This is a genomic window from Photorhabdus heterorhabditis (assembly GCF_018448905.1).
In the GTDB taxonomy this organism is placed as follows: Bacteria; Pseudomonadota; Gammaproteobacteria; order Enterobacterales; family Enterobacteriaceae; genus Photorhabdus; species Photorhabdus heterorhabditis.
In genome coordinates this window covers 141,779-163,972 of record NZ_RCWA01000007.1, presented here as the reverse complement: position 1 = coordinate 163,972, position 22,194 = coordinate 141,779, and the positions used below count along the sequence as shown (strand labels likewise).

General features: G+C 44.4%; 26 protein-coding genes. 17 read left to right on the top strand and 9 right to left on the bottom strand.

What is annotated here, in order from left to right; genetic code table 11:
* Positions 1 to 5: 5 nt before the first annotated feature.
* From EAE89_RS06750 to cobS, 13 genes are read left to right on the top strand one after another with little or no spacing between them, the layout of a single operon-like run.
* Complete coding sequence (locus tag EAE89_RS06750) at positions 6 to 638, top strand: cobalt-precorrin-8 methylmutase (protein ID WP_214085582.1); 633 nt, start codon at positions 6 to 8, stop codon at positions 636 to 638.
* Positions 635 to 1,771, top strand: a complete 1,137-nt coding sequence (gene cbiD / locus EAE89_RS06745; RefSeq protein ID WP_054480312.1) for a cobalt-precorrin-5B (C(1))-methyltransferase CbiD — start codon at positions 635 to 637, stop codon at positions 1,769 to 1,771. The genes EAE89_RS06750 and cbiD overlap by 4 nt, the downstream gene beginning before the upstream one ends.
* Positions 1,768 to 2,370: a cobalt-precorrin-7 (C(5))-methyltransferase gene (locus EAE89_RS06740; protein WP_054480313.1), complete on the top strand. Its 603-nt coding sequence runs from the start codon at positions 1,768 to 1,770 to the stop codon at positions 2,368 to 2,370. Before cbiD ends, EAE89_RS06740 begins: the two co-directional genes overlap by 4 nt.
* Positions 2,360 to 2,929, top strand: a complete 570-nt coding sequence (locus EAE89_RS06735; protein WP_214085581.1) for a decarboxylating cobalt-precorrin-6B (C(15))-methyltransferase — start codon at positions 2,360 to 2,362, stop codon at positions 2,927 to 2,929. Before EAE89_RS06740 ends, EAE89_RS06735 begins: the two co-directional genes overlap by 11 nt.
* Positions 2,922 to 3,695 (top strand): cobalt-precorrin-4 methyltransferase, encoded by a 774-nt coding sequence (locus tag EAE89_RS06730; protein ID WP_054480315.1) that lies wholly within the window; start codon positions 2,922 to 2,924, stop codon positions 3,693 to 3,695. Before EAE89_RS06735 ends, EAE89_RS06730 begins: the two co-directional genes overlap by 8 nt.
* The gene (gene cbiG / locus EAE89_RS06725; RefSeq protein ID WP_054480316.1) at positions 3,676 to 4,737 is read left to right on the top strand and encodes a cobalt-precorrin 5A hydrolase; all 1,062 of its coding nucleotides are present in this window, start codon (positions 3,676 to 3,678) and stop codon (positions 4,735 to 4,737) included. The genes EAE89_RS06730 and cbiG overlap by 20 nt, the downstream gene beginning before the upstream one ends.
* The gene (locus EAE89_RS06720; protein WP_054480317.1) at positions 4,731 to 5,456 is read left to right on the top strand and encodes a precorrin-3B C(17)-methyltransferase; all 726 of its coding nucleotides are present in this window, start codon (positions 4,731 to 4,733) and stop codon (positions 5,454 to 5,456) included. The genes cbiG and EAE89_RS06720 overlap by 7 nt, the downstream gene beginning before the upstream one ends.
* On the top strand, positions 5,453 to 6,250 hold the full coding sequence (locus tag EAE89_RS06715) for a cobalt-precorrin-6A reductase (protein ID WP_054480318.1): 798 nt from the start codon (positions 5,453 to 5,455) through the stop codon (positions 6,248 to 6,250). Before EAE89_RS06720 ends, EAE89_RS06715 begins: the two co-directional genes overlap by 4 nt.
* Positions 6,251 to 6,265: 15 nt before the next feature.
* Positions 6,266 to 7,060 (top strand): sirohydrochlorin cobaltochelatase, encoded by a 795-nt coding sequence (gene cbiK, locus EAE89_RS06710; RefSeq protein WP_214085580.1) that lies wholly within the window; start codon positions 6,266 to 6,268, stop codon positions 7,058 to 7,060.
* Entirely contained in the window at positions 7,060 to 7,773 is a 714-nt protein-coding gene (locus EAE89_RS06705) for a cobalt-factor II C(20)-methyltransferase (protein ID WP_149617477.1), read from the top strand. The genes cbiK and EAE89_RS06705 overlap by 1 nt, the downstream gene beginning before the upstream one ends.
* 20 nt (positions 7,774 to 7,793) lie before the next feature.
* Positions 7,794 to 9,332 carry a cobyric acid synthase gene (locus EAE89_RS06700; protein ID WP_214085579.1) on the top strand — a complete coding sequence of 513 codons (1,539 nt, stop codon included), beginning with the start codon at positions 7,794 to 7,796 and terminating at the stop codon, positions 9,330 to 9,332.
* The gene (gene cobU / locus EAE89_RS06695) at positions 9,329 to 9,874 is read left to right on the top strand and encodes a bifunctional adenosylcobinamide kinase/adenosylcobinamide-phosphate guanylyltransferase (protein WP_214085578.1); all 546 of its coding nucleotides are present in this window, start codon (positions 9,329 to 9,331) and stop codon (positions 9,872 to 9,874) included. Before EAE89_RS06700 ends, cobU begins: the two co-directional genes overlap by 4 nt.
* Entirely contained in the window at positions 9,871 to 10,617 is a 747-nt protein-coding gene (cobS, locus tag EAE89_RS06690; RefSeq protein WP_214085577.1) for an adenosylcobinamide-GDP ribazoletransferase, read from the top strand. The genes cobU and cobS overlap by 4 nt, the downstream gene beginning before the upstream one ends.
* Positions 10,618 to 10,663: 46 nt before the next feature.
* On the opposite strand, the gene EAE89_RS06685 is transcribed toward cobS, so the two are convergent.
* On the bottom strand, positions 10,664 to 10,969 hold the full coding sequence (locus EAE89_RS06685; protein WP_149617481.1) for a HigA family addiction module antitoxin: 306 nt from the start codon (positions 10,967 to 10,969) through the stop codon (positions 10,664 to 10,666).
* A gap of 9 nt (positions 10,970 to 10,978) precedes the next feature.
* Positions 10,979 to 11,275 (bottom strand): type II toxin-antitoxin system RelE/ParE family toxin, encoded by a 297-nt coding sequence (locus EAE89_RS06680; RefSeq protein ID WP_072161912.1) that lies wholly within the window; start codon positions 11,273 to 11,275, stop codon positions 10,979 to 10,981.
* 311 nt (positions 11,276 to 11,586) lie between these two features.
* Here EAE89_RS06680 and EAE89_RS06675 point away from each other — a divergent pair, with 311 nt between their 5' ends.
* Positions 11,587 to 12,204: an adenosylcobalamin/alpha-ribazole phosphatase gene (locus EAE89_RS06675; protein ID WP_054480325.1), complete on the top strand. Its 618-nt coding sequence runs from the start codon at positions 11,587 to 11,589 to the stop codon at positions 12,202 to 12,204.
* Between the two features lie 4 nt (positions 12,205 to 12,208).
* Positions 12,209 to 13,258 carry a nicotinate-nucleotide--dimethylbenzimidazole phosphoribosyltransferase gene (gene cobT, locus EAE89_RS06670; protein ID WP_054480326.1) on the top strand — a complete coding sequence of 350 codons (1,050 nt, stop codon included), beginning with the start codon at positions 12,209 to 12,211 and terminating at the stop codon, positions 13,256 to 13,258.
* Here cobT and EAE89_RS06665 read toward each other — a convergent pair.
* Positions 13,255 to 13,473 carry a helix-turn-helix domain-containing transcriptional regulator gene (locus EAE89_RS06665; RefSeq protein WP_214085576.1) on the bottom strand — a complete coding sequence of 73 codons (219 nt, stop codon included), beginning with the start codon at positions 13,471 to 13,473 and terminating at the stop codon, positions 13,255 to 13,257. The genes cobT and EAE89_RS06665 overlap by 4 nt on opposite strands.
* A 564-nt stretch (positions 13,474 to 14,037) precedes the next feature.
* Between EAE89_RS06665 and EAE89_RS06660 the strand changes: the two genes are divergently transcribed.
* The gene (locus EAE89_RS06660; RefSeq protein ID WP_065823101.1) at positions 14,038 to 14,517 is read left to right on the top strand and encodes an Hcp family type VI secretion system effector; all 480 of its coding nucleotides are present in this window, start codon (positions 14,038 to 14,040) and stop codon (positions 14,515 to 14,517) included.
* 7 nt (positions 14,518 to 14,524) lie between these two features.
* Positions 14,525 to 15,343 carry a DUF4225 domain-containing protein gene (locus EAE89_RS06655; protein WP_214085575.1) on the top strand — a complete coding sequence of 273 codons (819 nt, stop codon included), beginning with the start codon at positions 14,525 to 14,527 and terminating at the stop codon, positions 15,341 to 15,343.
* A 447-nt stretch (positions 15,344 to 15,790) separates the two neighbouring features.
* Here the strand turns inward: EAE89_RS06655 and EAE89_RS06650 are convergent, their stop codons facing one another.
* The 6 genes from EAE89_RS06650 to eutA all read right to left on the bottom strand — a co-directional run bounded on the left by EAE89_RS06650 (position 15,791) and on the right by eutA (position 22,162).
* Positions 15,791 to 16,117 carry a hypothetical protein gene (locus tag EAE89_RS06650; RefSeq protein ID WP_422615506.1) on the bottom strand — a complete coding sequence of 109 codons (327 nt, stop codon included), beginning with the start codon at positions 16,115 to 16,117 and terminating at the stop codon, positions 15,791 to 15,793.
* A gap of 609 nt (positions 16,118 to 16,726) precedes the next feature.
* Positions 16,727 to 17,128, bottom strand: coding sequence for a hypothetical protein (locus tag EAE89_RS06645; protein WP_214085573.1), 402 nt, complete (start codon positions 17,126 to 17,128; stop codon positions 16,727 to 16,729).
* A gap of 52 nt (positions 17,129 to 17,180) precedes the next feature.
* Positions 17,181 to 17,594 (bottom strand): hypothetical protein, encoded by a 414-nt coding sequence (locus EAE89_RS06640; RefSeq protein WP_214085572.1) that lies wholly within the window; start codon positions 17,592 to 17,594, stop codon positions 17,181 to 17,183.
* Positions 17,595 to 18,498: 904 nt separating this feature from the next.
* Positions 18,499 to 19,317, bottom strand: coding sequence for an ethanolamine ammonia-lyase subunit EutC (gene eutC, locus EAE89_RS06635; protein WP_244866246.1), 819 nt, complete (start codon positions 19,315 to 19,317; stop codon positions 18,499 to 18,501).
* Between the two features lie 58 nt (positions 19,318 to 19,375).
* Positions 19,376 to 20,737: an ethanolamine ammonia-lyase subunit EutB gene (locus EAE89_RS06630; protein ID WP_214085571.1), complete on the bottom strand. Its 1,362-nt coding sequence runs from the start codon at positions 20,735 to 20,737 to the stop codon at positions 19,376 to 19,378.
* A gap of 12 nt (positions 20,738 to 20,749) precedes the next feature.
* Entirely contained in the window at positions 20,750 to 22,162 is a 1,413-nt protein-coding gene (eutA, locus tag EAE89_RS06625) for an ethanolamine ammonia-lyase reactivating factor EutA (protein WP_054481155.1), read from the bottom strand.
* Positions 22,163 to 22,194 lie beyond the last annotated feature (32 nt).

Genomic DNA, 22,194 nt, shown 5'->3' with positions numbered 1-22,194 from the left:
ATGTTATGAATTACCTCCAGAAACCTCAGCAAATTGAACAGAATAGCTTCGCAATCATTGGCGACATTATTGCCCGTGAGCATCCTGATTATCGTTTTGTTGATGAGATGCAAGAAGCGGTAATTAAACGGGTGATCCACACTACTGCGGATTTTGATTGGCTGGATATTTTGTGGTTCTCGCCAGATGTGCTGACCCACATGACTGAAGCATTGCGTCGAGGATGCATTTTGTATACCGATACCACGATGGCTCAGTCCGGTATTAACAAAACGTTGTTACATCAGATGGGGTGTGAGAGTCGTTGTTATATCAGTGACCCGCGTGTAGTGGCGATAGCGAAAGCGCGGGGTATCACCCGCTCTATGGCAGCGGTGGATGTCGCACTGGATGAGGAAGGCGACAAAATATTCGTGTTCGGTAATGCGCCAACCGCGTTGTTCCGCTTGCTGGAAAGGCAGGCTTCACCCTTAGCGGTGGTTGGGGTACCCGTCGGATTTGTTGGCGCTGCGGAATCGAAAGCTGCGCTGATGCAAAGTGAATTGCCCTGTATTGCAGCCGCAGGCCGTAAAGGAGGTAGCAACGTCGCAGCGGCAATTATCAATGCCATTTTATACCGATTGCGGGAGGCGCCATGAGCGACACCATGCAATTGGATAGCATCTGGCATAACGGTAAACAGTATCGCAAAGGTTATACCACCGGTTCCTGTGCCACTGCCGCCGCTAAGGTTGCCGCATTGATGGTACTGCGCCAGCAAGTGATTGACCATGTTTCTATTGTTACGCCTTCTGGTGTGACACTGCGTCTTAATGTCGAACAACCCCTGATTGAGGGTCAGCAGGCTACTGCGGCTATTCGTAAAGATGGGGGTGATGATGTGGATGCGACCCACGGTATGTTGATTTTTGCCCGTGTCACCCTGTGCGACCACGGAGAGATCAATTTGCGTGGTGGCGAAGGTGTTGGCACGGTCACTCGCAAAGGTGTTGGGCTGCCAATAGGTAGTGCGGCCATTAACCGTACACCGCGCCAGACCATTGAAGCAGCCGTTCGGGAAGCGATTGGTCCTACGCGGGGGGCGGAAGTCGAAATTTTCGCACCGGAAGGTGAAGAGCGGGCAAAAAAAACTTACAACGGGCGATTAGGGATACTGGGTGGTATTTCCATCATTGGTACCACCGGTATCGTCACACCTATGTCGGAAGAGAGTTGGAAACGCTCATTAGCGCTAGAGCTGGAAATGAAACGTGCGGCGGGCGCTGAAAAGGTCATTCTGGTTCCTGGTAATCACGGTGAGCGTTTTGTACGTGAACAACTGGGGCTTGATGGTCAGCTGGTGGTAACCATGAGTAACTTCGTTGGTTACATGTTGCAGGAAGCAGTACGGCTTGGGTTCCGCCATATCATGTTAGTAGGACATCCCGGCAAGTTGGTGAAAGTAGCAGCCGGCATTTTTCATACCCACAGTCATATTGCTGATGGTCGCATGGAAACCTTAATTGCGTATCTGGCGCTGCTGGGCGCACCGCAGGCACTGCTGTTGGAGGTTAATCGTTGTGATACCACAGAAGCGGCTATGGAACTGATCGCAGAACAGGGTCTGCAAGCAGTTTATAACCGCATTGCTGAACGTATTTGCGAACGGATGAGTGAGATGTTGCGTTTTGCCGTTAACCCACCGCGTTGTGATGCCATTATGTTCTCCTTTGATAATCAGATATTAGGTACTAGCCGTCCATTGCATGACATTTTGGAGGAGATGAGATGATCACCGCAGTCGGTATTGGTCCCGGTGATACTGCGTATCTGTTACCGCAGGCACAACGTTATATCACTGAGGCGGAGGTATTGGTGGGTGGCAGGCGACATCTGGAGATATTTAGCGGCATAACTCATGAAACTCGCGTATTGGATGCGGATCTTGCCAGCTTAATTGTCTGGCTACAGAACAACAGCACTCGTCATATTGTGGTATTAGCGTCTGGTGATCCGCTGTTGTATGGCATCGGCAAACTATTATCTGAATATTTTACCGCAGATGATCTGCGCATTATTCCGGGTATCAGTTCAATTCAGTATCTATGTGCCAAAGCCGCGTTGGATATGAACGATATCTATCTGACCAGCGGTCATGGGCGTACCCCAGATTTTGATTGGCTTCTGCAACACGACAAAGTAGGGATGGTAACTGATGGGCGCGTAGGCCCGTGGGCAATTGCGCAGGCCATTATTCAACGTGGTCTGAATCGTACATTGATTATTGGTGAGAACCTCTCTTTGTCCAATGAGCGTATTCACCGCCTGCGGCCTGAAGCGGTGGCGACTAACTATGACATGAATGTGGTGGTGATCCTAAATGAGAGATGATGAATTTTTACGCGGCCAAAAAGTGCCGATGACTAAAGAGCCGGTACGTGCATTAGCACTGGAGCGGCTGGAGTTGATTAATGTCAAACAGTTGATTGATGTGGGGGCAGGTACAGGCAGTGTGGCGCTGGAGGCGGCTTTGCGATTTCCGGCGCTGACTGTCACTGCCATTGAGCGTAACCCGGCGGCATTAGCTTTGATAGGCGAGAATCGTCAGCGGTTGGGTTGTCATAATGTAGAAATCATTGCCGGAGAAGCGCCATTGGCATTGGAGGTCATGGCAGATGCGGTATTTATTGGTGGTAGTGGTGGACAATTGACGGCACTGATCGACTGGGCGCTGGATCACATGTACCCCGGTGGCCGTTTGGTACTGACTTTTATTTTACTGAATAATCTGAATGATGCATTGGCGCATTTGCGGACATGTCAAATCAGTAACTTGGAATGCATACAGCTACAGGCATCTACTCTGGCATCACTTGGCAGCGGTCACTATTTCAAACCGAATAATCCGGCTTATCTTATTTCCTGTTACAAGGAGGGGGGCTATGTCTGAGCATTTTGATCCCCGGAAAGTCTGGTTTGTGGGGGCCGGACCGGGTGACAAGGAATTGATCACCTTGAAAGGCTACCGTTTGTTGCAACAAGCGCAGGTGGTGATTTATGCCGGTTCGCTGATTAATACCGAACTGTTGGATTATTGTCCACCAGAGGCTGAATGCCATGACAGCGCCGGTCTGACACTGGAACAGATTGTTACATTGATGGTTGATGGCGTCCATGCAGGTAAATTGGTGGTTCGACTGCAAACTGGCGATCTCTCGTTGTATGGTTCTATTCGCGAGCAAGGAGAAGCTTTAACCGATGCGGGCATGGGTTTTGTCTCGGTGCCGGGCGTCAGTGCTTTTCTTGGCGCAGCAGCGCAGTTAGGAGTGGAATACACGGTACCGGAAGTGTCGCAAAGCCTGATCATTACCCGGATTGAGGGGCGTACACCGGTGCCACCGCTCGAACAGTTAGAATCCTTCGCTGCTCATCAAACTTCAATGGCTATCTACCTTTCTGTACAGAAGATGGAACATGTGGCTGCGCGTCTTCAGGCCGGTGGTTACCCTGTCACAACGCCGGTTGCGGTGATATACAAAGCAACTTGGGCTGAAAGCTGTACTGTGCGCGGCACATTAGCAGATATCGCCGAAAAAGTACGCGAAGCAGGTATTCGTAAAACGGCTTTGATTTTGGTAGGGGCTTTCTTGGGAGAGGAATACCACAATTCCAGGCTCTACGATGCGGGGTTTAGCCATGAATATCGCCGGGCATGAGTCGATAGCTGTGTTCTGTTTGACGCCGGGCGGGGTCAGACTGGTACGTCGGTTGAAAACGCATCTCCCTCTGACCTGTTTTACCAGCGAAAAGTTGCTGGAACCGGGGTTTATCCCTTTCAATGGCAGTTTTGGCGATACCTTACGCGAGGCATTTAAAAGCTATTCGGCGCTGGTGGTCGTGGCGGCTCTTGGGATCACGGTACGTATGATTGCGCCGCTGATAAACGACAAAATGCATGATCCCGCCGTGGTGGTGATTGATGAACAAGGTCAGCATGTCATTAGCCTGTTATCCGGTCATGTGGGTGGGGCAAATGCATTGACTTACTCTCTGGCGGAACTACTGGGGGCCGATCCGGTAATTACGACTGCCACGGATGTTAACGGGATGGCGGCACTGGATACCCTTGCCACTCAATTAGATGCCGATATGCAGGATTTTCGCCACGTGGTGAAGGTGATAAACCAAATGCTGGTCAGTGGTCAGAAAGTGGGATTGTGGTGGGATGAACTACTGCTTAGTGAATGCGAGCACTGTGATACCCGAGGTTTTGTCCCGGTAGCCTGTTTGGATATGTTGCCGGAATTGGATGCATTGGTGTGTGTCACATTGCGGGATTTGCTACCAGAATTGCCTTTGCCAGCCTACAAATTAGTGCCGAAACGTGTTGTGGCTGGGATTGGTTGTCGCCGGGATACACCGTTGCAAACACTGGTTGAGCTATTGCGGAAGCATATGTCAGAAAATCATTTTGACCTGATGGCCCTTCGCGCCATCGGTAGTGTGGTCATTAAAAAGGATGAACCAGCGCTGAATCAGCTTGCACAGCGTTGGCGTGTACCGTTTGAGTTATTCAGTGTTAATGAGCTAAGTCGCCATGAACAGCGTTTTCCCGCTTCCGATTTTGTGCGCCAGACGGTGGGAGTTGGCAGTGTTTCACAACCTGTCGCTTGGTTGATGAGTGAAGGAAAACTGGTTGGTCGGACCCTGCGTGAGCAGGGCGTCACTATCACTTTGGGGGTATCACAATCATGTTAACCGTAATTGGTATTGGACCAGGCAATGAATCCATGATGACACAGGAAGCCATTGCCGCGATCCGTGAAGCTGAAATTGTTGTTGGCTATAAAACCTACACCCATTTGGTCAAACATCTGACGATGGATAAAGAAGTGATTAAAACCGGTATGTGTAAGGAGATTGAGCGCTGTCAGACAGCAATTGATCTGGCTTTGTCCGGTCGCAAGGTGGCCTTAATCAGCAGTGGGGATGCGGGGATCTATGGTATGGCTGGTTTAGTGCTGGAGTTAGTTTGCCAGCAACAATGTGATCTTGAAGTTAAGTTAGTCGCGGGGATCACCGCCAGTATTGCCGCCGCATCGTTGTTAGGCGCGCCGTTGATGCATGATTTTTGTCATATCAGTTTAAGTGATCTGCTAACGCCGTGGCCGATGATTGAGAAACGTATTATTGCTGCCGCGCAAGCTGATTTTGTTATTTGTTTTTATAACCCACGCAGCCGTGGCCGTGAAGGGCATCTCGCCAAAGCATTTGAACTTATGCGTCCATGGAAAGCAGCCCAGACCCCAGTGGGGGTAGTGAAGGCTGCCGCACGTAAAAAACAAGATAAATGGATCACCACGTTTAGCGAGATGGATTTTTCACCCGTGGATATGACCAGTCTGGTCATCGTTGGCAATCAAACGACTTATTGCCGTGATGGACTGATGATCACACCACGAGGATATGAATTATGAATCCTCCGGCAGTCCATGTTTTTGGTGGTACCAGTGACGCCCGACTACTCTGTCGGGCATTAGACGCGGCAGGCGTGCGTTACCGTCTTTCGGTTGCTACTGATGCAGGGAGACAACTGGCGGGAGAAATTCGGGGGGATGTGGTGGTGGGGCGAATGGATACTGAGGCAATGATGCATTACTTTGATCAGCATAAAGTACGTTGGGTGATTGATGCTTCTCATCCTTATGCGGAAGCGCTCAGTCAAAACGTGATTACCGCCTGTCGTCGCTTGTCGTTGAAGCTCACCCGTTATCAACGCCCTAGTGAGATTGATTTACTCAATCACCCGTTGTTGCACAAAGCCGATAGTGTGGAAGCGGCTTGTGACATTGCCCGGACACTAGGGCAGCGAATTTTGCTAACCACCGGCAGCAAGCAACTGGCGCTATATCAGCGTTTACTACCGGAAAAAACCTTGTTGGTACGGGTACTGCCAACGGCGGAGGTACTGGTTCAGTGTGAGGCTTTGGGGCTAGGTGTTGATCATATTATTGCCTTGCGCGGCCCGTTTACCGCTGAATTCAATCATGCACTGTATGAATTTTGCCATCCCGATGTGGTGATCACCAAAGAATCCGGTGCAGAAGGGGGATATCAGCAGAAAGTGGCTCCTTGTCTGGCACTTAATATCCCCTGCATTGTGGTATGCCGTCCAGCTTCGTCTTTACAGCATGATGAAGGAGAGCGGGTTAGCTCATTGGATGAATTTGTCCAGCACCTGATTCACTGGCAAGAACAACGAGGGCAATAAAACGAGGGTAATAAAATGAAAAAAGCACTGCTAATTATCAGTTTTGGAACTAGCTATCAGCAAACCCGGCAGAAGAATATTGAGGCTTGTGAACAACAACTGGCGGCTGCTTACAATGATCGTGATTTGTATCGTGCGTTCACCTCTGAAATGATCATTCGTAAATTGCAAAAGCGTGATGGTTTACAGGTAGATAACCCACGTCAGGCGCTGGAGCGTTTAGTCAATGAAGGTTATCAGGATGTGGCTATTCAGTCCCTGCATGTTATCAACGGTGACGAATATGAAAAGATTGTCAGCGAAGTGCGTACCTTTAATGGTCATTTTCAACGTTTAGTTGTTGGTACACCGTTACTTAACAGCTTTGCTGATTATCAACAACTGCTTGTTGCCCTGAAAAATCAAATCCCCCCGCTGGCGGCGGATGAGCGTGTAGTGTTTATGGGGCATGGTGCAACCCATCATGCTTTTTCTGCCTATGCGTGTCTTGATCACCTGATGAGTTCACATAATTTCCCGGCATTAGTTGGTGCGGTGGAAAGCTACCCGGAAATCGATAATATCATCATCCGCTTGCGGCGGCAGGCGGTGCGTAAAGTACATTTGATGCCATTAATGCTGGTGGCTGGCGACCATGCGATTAACGATATGGCATCAGACGAGCCGGATTCATGGCGTTCTCAATTGGAAGCGGTTGGGATCAAAACCCAATCTTGGTTACAGGGATTAGGTGAAAATCCGTTGATTCGCCAGATGTTCGTTCAACACCTGGCCGATGCGTTACAGGTAGATCAACAGGAGGTGGTGTGATGGAAGGAAAACTTTATGCTATGGGCGTTGGCCCTGGTGCCAGTGATTTGATTACTGTTCGGGCTGCCCGGATACTTTCCCGCCTTGATGTGCTTTATGCACCTGCCGGGCGTAAAGGGGGTGACAGTTTGGCGCTTTCCATTGTGCGTGAATACCTCTCATCACACACTGAAATTCGCACTTGTCATTTCCCGATGAGCAGTAATGACGAAGAAAAACAAGTTGTATGGGATGAAGTGGCGCAACAACTGAAAGATGAAGTGATGAAAGGGCGGCAGGTGGGGTTTATCACGCTTGGTGATGCCATGCTGTTCAGTACCTGGGTCTTTTTATTGGCACGCATTGGTCGGCAAGAGTGGTTGGAAATTATCCCAGGTATCACCTCTTTTGCGGCGATTGCAGCGCGTACTGTATTACCGCTGGCAATGGAACAGCAATCAATGGCAGTCATGTCCTGTACTGCGCCGGAAGCCGAGTTGGAACAGGCACTGCAAAACCATGATTGTGTGGTGCTGATGAAAGTTTATGGCCGTTTTGCCATGGTGTGTACGTTGTTGGCTCGTCTGAATTTGTTTGAACATGCCCTGTTGATGGCAGATGCCTCATTGCCAGGTGAACAGTGCTGGCGCCGCTTGGATCAAGTGGCGATTGATCAGAAATTACCTTATTTCTCCACCATCTTAGTGAACAAACAGTGGCGTACTGGGGAGTAAATAATAAGAGAGGTCGCATTATGGGTTTATCTTTAATGTTGCAGGGTACGGCATCTGATGTTGGGAAGAGCGTATTAGTTGCGGGATTATGTCGTATCTTTGTTCAAGATGGTTACCGCTGTGCACCGTTCAAATCACAGAACATGGCGCTGAATTCTGGTATCACTATTAACGGTGAAGAAATGGGAAGGGCGCAGATTTTTCAGGCAGAAGCGGCGGGTATCGAGCCTGATGTACGGATGAACCCGGTATTGCTTAAACCGACCAGCGACCGCAAGGCTCAGGTTGTGCTAATGGGAAAAGTCGCCTGTAGCATGAATGCGGTGGAGTATCACCAATATAAACCCCATTTGCAGCAACAAATCAGAGAAGTTTTTCATAGTCTGGCTCGTGAATATGACGTGATTGTGCTGGAAGGGGCTGGCAGTCCGGCGGAGATCAATTTGCGCGATCGAGACATTGTCAACATGGGAATGGCGGAAATGGTGGATGCGCCTGTGCTATTGGTCGCGGATATCGATCGAGGTGGGGTATTTGCTGCCATCTACGGTACGCTGGCACTGTTGCGCCCAGAGGAAAAAGTGCGGGTAAAAGGGGTAATCATCAACAAATTTCGTGGTGATATTAGCTTACTCCAGCCGGGTCTTGAACAGATTGAAGCCTTAACCGGAGTACCGGTGTTAGGGGTGATGCCTTGGTTGGATATCGATCTGGAAGATGAAGACGGTGTAGCGCTGCAAACCGGCAAATATGCGGATGCCGCAGAAAAGGAGTTGGATATTGCGGTGATTCGTTTACCTCATATTGCCAATTTTACTGATTTTAATGCACTGGCGGTGCAACCGGATGTTCGCTTGCGTTATGTGACTCAATCATCGGCGTTGCAGTTGTCGGATCTGATCATTTTGCCCGGTAGCAAAAACACATTGGGAGATTTGCAATGGTTGCGGCAGAACGGGTTAGCGGATGCTTTGCTGACAGCGCATCAAGCAGGTATCCCTGTTATCGGTATTTGTGGTGGTTATCAAATGTTAGGGAGGTGGATTATCGATGGCGTGGAATCGGGTATTGAACGGATGGATGGCCTTGGATTGCTGGATATGGAAACCCGGTTTGATCATGAAAAAGTGACAACCAGAGTAAACGGTCGTTGTTGGTCTGGGTTATCGGGTTTGCTGTCAGATTGCATTGAGCAGCCTATCCGAGGTTATGAGATTCATATGGGCAGCTCGTTACTGGGGACAGATGCGACACCATTTGCCTGTATTACTGATCGTAACGGCCATTCAGGCAATTGGTTTGATGGTGCCGTTAATCGAGATAGCAGTGTGATGGGAAGTTATATTCATGGCTTGTTTGATAGTGCTAACTTTACCCGTGCTCTGCTTAATGCTTTACGTCAACGTAAAGGGCTGATGGCTTATCAAGGTGATACATTGGATTACGCTCACTACAAACAAACACAGTTTGATCGTTTGGCGAAAGCTATGCGTAAGCACTTGGATATAGAACGGATTTATCAGTGTATGAAAACCCATCAACAAGGTTCGGCGCCGTGATTCTGATTACCGGCGGCGCTCGCAGTGGTAAAAGTTTGCTGGCGGAGAAATTGGCTGCACAAGCGAGTAAGCAAGTATTTTATATTGCGACTTCTGTGGTGACAGACAGTGAAATGGCTGAGCGAATACGTTTGCACCGCGAAAACCGGCCTTCCCATTGGCGCACATGGGAAGGCTATCACGATCTTGGCGCAGTCATCATGACACAAACCCAGCCGGGGGAAACTGTCATTCTTGAATGTATTACCACACTGATTACCAACTTATTATTTGATCTAGCAGGAGAAACACCACCGGAACACATGGATTTTGCGGTATTAGAGATAGGGATTCAGCAGCAAATTAGTGATCTATTAGCGGCTTGTGCCTGCATGACGTCTCCGATATATCTGGTGACTAACGAATTGGGCATGGGCATTGTGCCGGAGAACCGTTTGGCCCGTCATTTCTGCGACATAGCTGGAAGAGTTAACCAGCGGCTGGCGGCGGCGGCCAGTGAGGTATTTCTGACGGTATCGGGGATTGAGGTAAAAATTAAGTGAATCTGCGTCTTTTTCTCGCCACCTTACAGTTTATGACGCGTATCCCAGTACCGTCGCGTTGGACGCAAGGATTGGAAATGGATCAATACGTGCGTGGTATTGTGAGTTTCCCATTGGTTGGATTGATTGTCGGTCTGCTTGCTGCTGCTCTTTTTACCCTGCTTGCACCTTGGTGTGGTACGCCATTGGCGGCATTAGGTTACGTATTAGCCTTGGCATTGCTCACGGGGGCATTTCATCTTGATGGTTTAGCGGATACCTGTGATGGCGTGTTTTCAGCTCGTAAGCGGGAAAGAATGCTGGAAATCATGCGTGATAGCTGTTTAGGAACCAATGGTGGATTGGCGTTGATCTTCCTTATTTTGGCGAAAGTGCTGGTGGTAAGCGAATTAGCATTGCGTGATGCGCCTATGTTAATGACCTTGGCGGCTGCATCAGTGGCAGGTAGGAGCGCAATTGTACTGTTAATGTATCGTCAACGTTGTGCCCGTGAAGGAGCTGGATTGGGAAATCTTTATATTGGCCGGGTTAATGGGAATCAGACATTGTTGACGCTGTTAGTTGGCGTGGTGTTGATTGCCCTGTTGACGCAATGGTCTGGTGTGTTGGCATGGGCAATCACGCTATTGGTTATTGGGTTGCTGGCGGTGTATCTGCACCGCCGTTTAGGCGGTCAGACCGGTGATACCCTTGGCGCGTCTGTAGAAGTTGGGGAGTTGGTGTTTTTACTGGCGTTACTGTGAGTAACTTTCTAACAGAATGCCCAACTCCCTATTCTAGTGCCAGGCATTAGCTAGCCGAGAGAATTACAGTAATAGGCGTGTAATGCTTACGGGCGGAAATCTGACGACTTTCCCAGCGATCATGAGCCGCCTGAAGATTAATCCAAAAGTCCTCGTCCGTTTCAAATAAACCAGCCAATTGTGTCGCTTCTTCAACAGACAGGCGGCGGGAATGATTTACGATCTGACTGATAACCTTACGAGAAATACCCATAGCATTCGCCAATTGTTGCTGTGTTATTCCTAAAGGTTTTAAAAACTCTTCAGTTAACATCTCGCCTACAGTGGTAGGTTCTGCTGTTCTGGTATCCATAAAGCCTCCTTAGTATTTATGCGGGTCAAGGTAAAGATCATAAGCATGGCCATCACGCCAGCGAAAAATGAGCCTCCATTGAATAGATACGCGAATGCTAGACCATCCATCCAAGTTTCCTGAAAGGCGCTCATAGTTATTACTGCGTGGAGAAAACAGAGATTTCTCTGTAGTAGAAGCTTCCAGAAGAGAAAGCTTTCTACGTAAAGGATTAATGATAGTAGCGGGTATGTCTCCCCCTCGAATGCTGTCAAAATAGAACCGTGCCAATGAGCCTGTTTCTCCGTCCTTAAAACTACCAATCATTGGCCTTTCCTCTAGCTTGTTCTCGATAAAAAGAATTGTACCCAAAATAGAGGCATAGTGAAACCAAAAAGGAACGACATATCCCTAAAGAGCACATGATACGCAGGATTTAAAAAAACAAAATAGTATTTCTACACGGGTAAGTAGTGACATTAGTTCATGTCATTTGTGCTGATGAGGTTGTAGAACAAGATCTATATATTCCCCATCTTCATGCGAGAAACCATCAAAGATGGGAATTTTGAAAGATGAAGGGTATATATGTCTCTGAATCAGCTGTTCTTAAACATATCTCAGATTGAGTAACGATAATGAGACTATTTTTGGTTCGGCATGGTCAGACGGCAGCGAATTTGAACGGTGTTTTCTGTGGTATGACGGATATAGCGTTGACTAAAACGGGGATAAATCAGGCCCGGCAAGTTGCTCACTATTTATCGGCAGTAAAATTTTCGCAAGCGACAAGCAGCGCGCTATGGCGGGCGCGTCATACTGCGGAGATTATTCTGGCAGATAGCTCATTATCAGCTAGCATTGATGAGCAACTTAATGAAATGGATTTTGGTGAGTGGGAAATGCGCCATCACCGTAATTTGCAGCATGAAGATGCAGAAGCGTGGGCTGCCTGGTTAGCAGACTGGCAACAGGCATCTCCTACCGGCGGTGAAACTTTTTCGTCGTTTGCCGCACGTATAGAAAATGTGGTGCAACGACTGCTGACACAAGAAAGTCAGGCTAATCAGCTATTAGTTGCCCATCAGGGAGTACTGAGCCTGCTATTGGCACGTTTGTTAACGATGCCGCCTTCTGCCATGTGGCATTTTCATTTTGAACAGGGAACATACAGTGTAGTGGAAATCCATCGTGGATTTGCCACTCTGCGTACATTTAACAACCAGTCTGGTTGGCAACCTGAGATGCGGGAATAACACCATGCAAACATTTTCATCGATCCTGAATGCTATTATGCCGCTGGATAATATTGCTATGGCGCGCACGGCTACCCGATTGGATGGGCTGGTTAAACCAACGGGCAGTTTCGGACGTCTGGAACATTTGGCAATTCAACTTGCGGGCATGCGGGGATTATCGGGCCATCATATTGATCGTAAGCAGATCATTGTGATGGTTGCGGATCATGGGGTGTATGACGAAGGAGTGACGATATCTCCCAAGCCGGTAACCGCTATTCATGCGCAGAATATGATGAAAGGGATCACGGGTGTTTGCGTGTTGGCAGCAAATGCGGGCGCAGAGGTGAAAGTGGTCGATGTGGGCATTGACAGTGATCCGCTGCCGGGACTGGTGAATATGAAGATGGGGCGTGGCAGTGGCAATATTGCTCATGGACCGGCCATGAGCTGCCAGCAAGCCGAAGATCTGTTGTTGGCAGCGGCACGCCTGACGCTGGAACAGGTTGCGACTGGCGTGAAACTGTTTGGTGTGGGTGAATTGGGTATGGCAAACACCACACCGGCGGCGGCTGTAGTCAGCGTTTTTACGGACAGCGATCCACAACAGATCGTAGGAATGGGAGCTAATTTCCCCAGAGAACGCTTGCATCACAAAGTGGCGGTTGTGCGACAGGCGATTGGCGTCAATCGACCTGATGCTAGCAACAGTATTGATGTATTGGCAAAGGTCGGTGGTTATGATTTGGTGGGTATGGCCGGCGTGATACTTGGCGCGGCCTCTGCTGGACTGCCGGTGATTCTGGATGGTTTTCCTTCTTACGCGGCGGCGCTGGCCGCTTGTCGTATTGCTCCTGATGTGCGCCATTACCTGATTCCTTCGCATTTATCGTCAGAGAAAGGTTCAATTATTGCGTTGCAGCACTTGCAATTAGAGCCTTATTTGCATTTGGGAATGCGTTTGGGGGAGGGGAGTGGCGCTGCGTTGGCTATGCATTTGGTGGATGCGGCTTGTGCTATGTATAACAATATGGGACTGCTGGCTGAAAGTAATATTGTGTTGCCGTTTTAATTGTCAGGAGTTTCGCGTGAAAGTCCAGTTCGTTCGGAGACCAGTGACATATCGCCACATGCTTCAACAACATGGCGAAGTGCTAATAAAAAGCCAGTTTCTCCGCCCTCTTCATCAAGTTCTTCAAAAGCAGTGTGAAGGTATATTTCAGCGAACTTAGGGTCTTTACGGAGCATTTCAATGACTGCTTCATCGTGACTGAGTGATCTACTCATGGTTTCCTCTGTTGGTAATCTCGCCAAGACTCAATTGCTTTCTACTCTGTTCACTCGGGTTGTGATGCGGGCTTTAGCTTGAATATCAAAGAATAATTACTTATCCCAATAATACTTTATTGTTAAATAGCCATTTTTATATGAGTTCATTGTTCTTGGGTGATAATTTTAAGAATTCAAGTAAATATATATCGTAATATTTTCTAGCCAATGGTTTCATTATACGTAGCTATCTTTGGTTAAGAAATATCTCAATATTGATTTAAGTTAAATATCTCAAGGTATTAAATTATGCTTATAACCCTAAATGGTTGAATTGATTTTTATTGTCATGAAATTTATCACGTTTTTTGCGAATAAAATCAATATCTGATTATATTTGTCATTAATGTAATATATATTTATGTTTTTGAATATTGACTAATTTAATGGTTTTTTTATGGCGAATATATACCCAATAGATTTCAAGATGCATCGCGACGGCCAGGGAGCGAATCCCCGGGAGCATAGATAACTATGTGACTGGGGTGAGTGAGTGCAGCCAACAAAGAGGCAACTTGAAAGATAACAGGTATAATCTATTTAGAAATTAAGGGTGATAAACAAGGGTTAATATCACAAGGATGTTCAACGGTTGATTCTATTGGTAACACATGTCAGATTGGTCATGAAGATCATATCTTTGTTTATGAATTGACATCGAACATAACCAGAAGTCAGAATGTTAATCATCAGCCGGTTGAAATAAGAAAGCCAATAGATAAATCATCTCCTCTTTTGGGTGCAGCGATAACCAATAAAGAATCGCTACAATGTATTTTTTATTTTTACAGAACATCAAGTAAAGGTGGTTTAGAACTTTATTATAAGATAAAACTCACTGGCGCATATATATGTGGATTGAATGGTTTTTATCCAAATTCATCTACGCATAATGAGTGTCAGCCTCAGGAAAGTTTATCTTTAATGTATCAGTCAATCACGTGGGAACATGTTATGTCTGGCACAAGTGCATATAGCATATGGGAAGATAACGTTTATTGAGGTTTTTATGAAAGGGATATCTCATCTCTCTTATGATTTAAATAATTACGCTTCGTTGTTGAAGCGTAAAGCACATTTGGCTGCTACCTTTTTTATAGAGGATAGCCAATTAAGAATGTCATATTTAAAAGAAATTGATGATTTTGTTAATATAAAAACACGTGAATTTAAAAACACATTTGATGTAAATGAAAAAAAGAGATTGGTTTATGAAGTAAAAGATGAATATGAAATAACGGAAAAAGAATATCAGGTTTTAAGACGTAAGGATTATACCAAATATATTATAACCGATATATTTGAAGATCAGGGCGTGGTTAAATATGCAAAAATAGGGGGTGGCGTTGTTGCTGGTAGTGTTCAAACAGCTGCTGGGGCTGCAGTTTTCAATTCAGGGAGACTAGTAAGATCTAAAAGGGTTCAATCAATGGGAGTTGTTTTGTTGGCGCATGGGCTTAATAATACCTATGAGTCTATAAGTCCCATTCTTTATGGAAATCAAAAAATAGGTAGGGTGAGAAGAGGCTATCGATATATTTCTCATGCTTTAGGTTATGATGATGGTGTGGGTGATATTGCTTATAGTTCTGTTGATTTATTGTCAAGTACATACGGAACGTATGGAATGCTCAAGCTTAAACCGAAGAATGCAAGTGGTTTGCCTGTCAAGCCAGGCTCTGGAAAATTGTTCAGGTATATTAATGAGGATTTTACCAGGAAATGGCAATTAACATCAAAGCCTATGTTAACCGTTCAGGTATCTGGTAGTTTATATAAAGTCAAACTTTTGGCAGATGAAATAAGACATAAATTTCATGATGATTGAAGTTTATTTTTAATTTTAAAACGAATATAGAATATTGTTAATTTCAATCCTGTCACAGGATTACAACTAACAGAGAGACTGTAATAAATTAAAAAAGAAATAAAGAAAAATAAATAAATAGATGACATTAATAGAATGCTTTGTATTTTTTCATCGAAAAACATACTTGATATCATCAATAAACAAACTGAAGTCAACAATATTAACGGTGCAGCGACTTCTGCAGCTATAAACAGTAGGTAATGACAAAAACAATCTGTTTTGCTTTGATATTTATCATAAATGTGTGGATCATCTTTATGCAGGACAAGAAAGCTTCTCTTTATCTTAAGCAATTCTTTTAAGGTGAATCCACTATTTAATATTAATTTTCTTAAGTCAGTTAGGTTCATTTGTTTAAACTCGATTTTATTTGGTTTTATAATTGGTTATTTTAATCCTATTTTATTAATGAGCGCAAGAGTTAAATTTACTTTTTATTTTAAAACGAATATAGAAAATTAACAATTTTGAGCCTGTGATTAAATTACAGCGAACGGAAAGGCTGTAATAAATAAAAGATGAGATTAAAATAAATAAATAAATCGAAAACATTAATGGAATTCCATATGCTTTCTCACTGAAAAACATACCTGAAATTATAAATAAAAAAATCGGAGTGAAAAATAATAATGGCATAGCGACTTCTTCAGCTATAAGTAACAGATAATGACAAAAGCAATCTGTTTTACTTTGGTATTTATCATAAACATCAGGGTCATCTTTATATAGCATAATAAAGTTTCTCTTCATCTTAAGTAATTCTTTTAAGGTGAAGCCACTATTTAATATTGATTTTCTTAAGTCAGTTAGGTTCATTTATTTAGGTTCGATTTCATTTTATAATTAGTTATTTTTATCATGTTTTATTGATGAACTCAAGGGTTAAATTTACTTTTTATTTTAAAACGAATATAGAATATTGCTAATTTTAATCCTGTGATAGGATTGCATTTAACAGAGAAGCTATAATAAATTAAGGAAAAAATTGTAAAGAATAGGTAGATAGATGTCATTAATGGAATTCCATATGCCATATCACTGAAAAACATACCTGTTATCATAAATAAGCAAATTGGAGTCAAATATATCAATGGTATAGCTATGTATTCAGCTATAAGTAATAGATAATGACAAAAACAATCTGTTTTACTTTGGTATTTATCATAAACATCAGGGTCATCTTTATATAGCATAATAAATTTTCTCTTTATCTTAAGCAATTCTTTTAAAGTGAATCCACTATTTAATATTAATTTTCTTAAGTCAGTTAGGTTCATTTATTTAGACTCGATTTTATTGGGTTTTATAATTGGTTGTTTTTATCCTGTTTTATTAATGAACTCAAGGGTTAAATTTACTTTTTATTTTAAAGCGAATGTGGAAAATTAACAGTTTTGAGCCTGTGATTAAATTACAGCCAACAGAGAGACTATAGTAAATAAAAGCAGAAATGGCAAAAAATAAGTAAATTGAAAACATTAATGGAATTCCATATGCTTTCCCACTGAAATACATACCTGATATTATAAATAAACAAATTGGAGTGGAAAATGTTAACGGCAAAGAAACTTCTTCGGCTATAAATATCAGATAATGACAAAAACAATCTGTTTTGCTTTGATATTTATCATAAATATATGGGTCATCTTTATGCAGGACAAGAAAGCTTCTCTTTATCTTAAGCAATTCTTTTAAAGTGAATCCACTATTTAATATTAATTTTCTTAAGTCAGTTAGGTTCATTTATTTAAACTCGATTTTATTTGGTTTTATAATTAGTTATTTTAATCCTATTTTATTGATGAACTAAAGGGTTAAATTTACTTTTTATTTTAAAGCGTATATAGAGTATTGCTAATTTTAATCCTGTGATGAAATTACAGTAAACAGAATAGCTGAAATAAAATAAAGCGAATGTTGTTGTTGATAAGTAAACAAAGGTCATCAATGGAATTCCATATACCATATCACTGAAAAACATTCCTGATATTATAAATAAATGAATTAATGTTGAATATATTAATGGCGTGGCTACTTCTTCACCCATAAGTAACAGGTAATGACAAAAGCAATCTGTTTTACTTTGGTACTTATCATAAACATCAGGATCATCTTTATATAGCATAATAAATTTTCTCTTTATCTTAAGCAATTCTTTTAAAGTGAATCCACTATTTAATATTAATTTTCTTAAGCCAGTTAAATTCATTTTTTTAAACTCGTTTTTATAACTGCTTTAAATTTTCTTTTATTTTTAGGCGAAGATAGAAAATGACTAATTTTATGCATGTGAAAAAATTATAACGATAGCGGTGATAAAAAGATTTATAGCATATGCATATTATTGTTGAAATGATATAAAGAATTGATACTAATGATAAATAGAATATTGAATTCTCGTCATAGAGGAAAATCTCCATTATTATGCAGCCTACATACATGAGAGAAAAAAATAACACGGGATCACCGGCATCTTCAGCAAGCACTATTATAACGTTGTAAATATTATCGCTTTTTGTGTAATACTTTATTACATATCTTCTTTCATCATCGTCAAGATTTTTAAAAGTCCTTTGCATCATAAGAAGTTCTTTAAATGTGAATCCACTACTGAGGGTTAATTTTCTTAATTTTTCCAAATCCATTTATTTAACCTATAATATTTTGTCGATATAATGACTTATTATAACATAACTATTGTTTTGTTATACCTAATAAATGCTGATTTTAACCCTGTATTTCGTAGATTAGCTGGATTTCCATATTAACATTTTTGTGAAAAATATTGATTACAATATAAAAATAAATAATTTCTTGATAAGAACACACAAAATATTGTATTTTTTCGGTTAAAAATTTATATTTTATTACTTTCTATACATTAAATTGTACCAGTCGTATCTATAATTTTTTACCGGCAGCCGCCGCATATTTATTTAGTCTGGTATATAAAGGGCCTTGTTGATGTTAGAACAAGCCGCGCCTGGCGTGAAATTGTTTGGTGTGGGTGAATGAGATATGGCGAATATCACACCAGTGGCGGCTGTGGTCAGCGCTTTATTGTGCTGCTGTTGTAAAGGGAAGATAATCCATAGGGTATAGCTGCCATTCCATCAACGACTAAGAGCAATGCCGGAAGCTTGCTGTTCCAGCATATTTTTCGCTAAATCGACAATAATTGCCGCGGCTTCGATGGGAGGTGTGCCACCTCGGTGAATATTAGAGATACAGGTACGATCAGCCTCAACGGTTTTTTCTACTGTCGGTTGGTAAACTGCATAGCAGGAGAGGCTTTCTGATTGCCCTAATCCGGGGCGTTCTCCAATCAGTAAGACAACCACTTTAGCTTTTAGTAACTCGCCAATTTGATCTTCTATTTTGACGCGACCATAGCGTACAAAAAACGGGGTGCCGATGCATATTCCTGCCTGTTCCAACCCTTTTAACAGTGGTGGCACAAGATCTTCGTAGTTGGTGGTAATGGCATCAGTAGAAAGGCCATCAGAGATTACAACTTGTACATCGGGGCCAGTTTTGCACTGTGTCAGCAAGGTTTCTACCGCATTCGCACTGAGTTTTCTTCCCAAATCCGGGCGAGTTAAATAGAGGTTTTTGTCGCTAACTTGAGATTGCACTTCCAGCAATCCGCGTTTTTCTATCCATTCAACCGGGACTTCTTTTAACACGGTATCTTTAGAACGGGAGTGATCAGCTTGAAAACGCAGTAATGCCTGTGTACGTGGCCGCGGACCGCTGCGGCCGGTACCGACTCTCGCCACCGTGCTGCGGCGTAATTCCTGTAAGACTTCCATGCGGTTCGGGTTTTGGACACCGATCCACTGTTTGGCTTCTAAGGAGCCTAAATCCGGCGTACAGCTCTCAGTTTCGTCGGTGATCTCAGGAGGTGCATGGGGGTTTTGGTCAGATACCATATTGTTTGCATCCTTTTTAATTTGTTCTTGGTTCATGGTCATTTATCTCAGTAAAGAATCAGAAAAAGAACGATGCATCACCCGCACGTGATGTTAAACGGCCATTTGCCATTAATCCCATGTGCTCCAGCCAACGTTCAAATTCTGGAGATGGGCGCAGATTGAGTAAATGACGAATGGTGGCGGTATCGTGGAAAGCGGAAGTCTGGTAGTTGAGCATGATGTCATCACCAAGTGGCATTCCCATGATGAAGTTACATCCTGCGGTTGCTAATAGGATCATTAGGTTTTCATTCTGGTTTTGATCGGAATCGGCGTGATTGGTATAGCAGCAATCACATCCCATTGAAACGCCGCTGAGTTTTCCCATAAAGTGATCTTCCAGTCCGGCGCGGATGATCTGGCGGTCATTGTAGAGATATTCCGGCCCAATGAAACCGACAACGGTATTCACCAGGAATGGATCATAGTGGCACGCTAAGCCGTAGTTTCGTGCTTCCAACGTGACCTGATCAGCGCCAAAGTGAGCGCCGGCAGAGAGGGCTGAACCTTGTCCGGTTTCAAGATACAGGCAGTTGCTGCCGGCAAGACGGCAATATTCCGCGCCAATAGCACGTGCTTCATCCAACATTTCCAGCTCTACCCCAAACTCTTTCAGCCCTTTTTCACTGCCACAAATACTTTGGAAGATTAAACCACCCGGAGCGCCACGCTTAATCGCTTCTATTTGCGTGGTGACATGGGCTAAGACACAGCCTTGTGTTGGGATAGCGAACTTGTCGATTACCTCGTAGAGGGTGTCTAGCACGCGAGTCAGGTTTTCTACGTCATCTGTTACCGGGTTAACGCCGATAACCGCATCACCCACGCCGAAGGATAATCCTTCGTAAATTTGAGCGCGGATACTTTGTACATCGTCACGGGTATCGTTAGGTTGAAGACGAGCACTGAATGTTCCCGGCATCCCAATGGTGGTATTGGCTTTTTTGATCACCGGCATTTTTTTCGCGCCATAGATCAGGTCAGCATTAGAGCTGATTTTTGCCACCGCCGCGACGACTTCAGAACTAATCCCTTTGCGAAGAAAGGCAATATCATCCACGCTGGTTTCATCGTTCAGTATGTATTCACGCAGTTCGCCAATGCGCCAGTTTTTGATGCGGGCATAGGCGATTTCGTTAATGTCGTCCTGAATAATGCGGGTAACGGAATCCTCTTCATAGGGAATAACTGGGTTCATACGGATATCCGCTATCGTCATTTCCGAGAGGACGTGTTTAGCGGCTACGCGTTGTTGAGAATTTTCGGCAGCCACCCCGGCCAATATATCCCCTGAACGCAGTTCGTTGGCCATTGCCAGCACCTGTTTAATATCTTTAAACTGATATGTTTTACCAAAAAGCTGTGTTTTTAGTTTCATATTTACGCTCTCTCAGGAAGGAAAAGCCAATGATTTGATGGTGACGGGAACGACGGTGCCACCAAATAGTGGAATGCCAATGTCGATATAATCTCCGGTGCGAGTAATAACTTCGTCTATAACCGCCAATTGCCGTCCTCCCATCAAGGGATGTAGCAGCATACCCAGTGCCTTGCCGAAATCTTGGCTGGCAACGATCAGCAGCGGATGAGAAGAGGAATAGCGGGCGGAAAAATCTTGTAAAGCCGCGATACAGGTCTGTACGGCGGCGTAATTTACCGGCAAGGTATCGGGCAGAGCCAATGCATACAGATCTTGTTCGGCATTGAGATCCATGTGTGTCAGCGCGTGTAACCAGTCTTCTACCAGTGATTCAGTGGTTTCTGCTTCAGGATGGACGACGGGAATGTTACACAGGGGTAGTGATAGCGTATCAAGCCAGATAGTGCTACCGGATAGTGATAATGTATGAGCGCCAGCGCCAATCACGGTGGCGCGCACAGTTTGTTTTGGTACTTGCAATGGCAGTTTGGCGAAATCATTATCACGATGAATCGCCTGCGCCAATAGCGGCCCCAGATCATGAAAACGGAATGGATCATTGTCTGATGCTTCACGATAACATTCACCTACGCCACCGGAGAGAGTGACAGCATAGAGCTTACCGCAATCTGGTAGTGGTTCTGTCATCAGTAATTGTTTTGCCAATGGTGTGAGATGCCCAACGGCGACCTCCCACAGCAACTGTGACATTCGTTCAGTAATCTGTTGCAATTGCGTGGCTGTCAGATGTTGAACATCTGTGTTTTCACCAAACAGTGAATGAACAATCCGTGTTCCGGGCGGATGTGCTCGTAAAACCTTTCCTTGTGGGTCGGTTTCTAATAAGCGGCCACCGACATTTAAACAAGCAGAGGCAACCAATCGGCCAGCATCGAATAAAGCGTAGTTCGCTGTGCCGCCGCCAATGTCAATGTTGAGCACTTTAACCATTTTCTGTTGTGACAATGCCTGAGCACCAGAACCAAAACCGGCAATCACTGATTCCAGATGCGGCCCTGCGGTTGCTACAACAAAATCTCCCAGTTTCTGTGCCAGTGCCATGATCGCAGGGCGAGCATTGCATGTTTTAGCGGTTTCACCAGTAATGATCACGGCACCGGAGTCGATATTTTCTGGATCGATCCCTGCTGCTTGATACTGTTCCTGAATCAAACCGAGTAGTTCGTTTTCGCGCAGTTGCCCGGCAAAGTCTACGGGCGTAAATAACACTGGGCTTTGCCAGATGATCTCGCGGCGAACAAATTCATAACGTGGTACTTGGGATACCGTTGCACGGTTCACCAGCAACAGACGCGAAAAAATCACCTGTGTGGTGGTGGTACCGATGTCAATACCGACACTGAATAATTCTTTGGCTTCCATAGCTACGCCCTCTGTCTGTAATAAGGCGTATG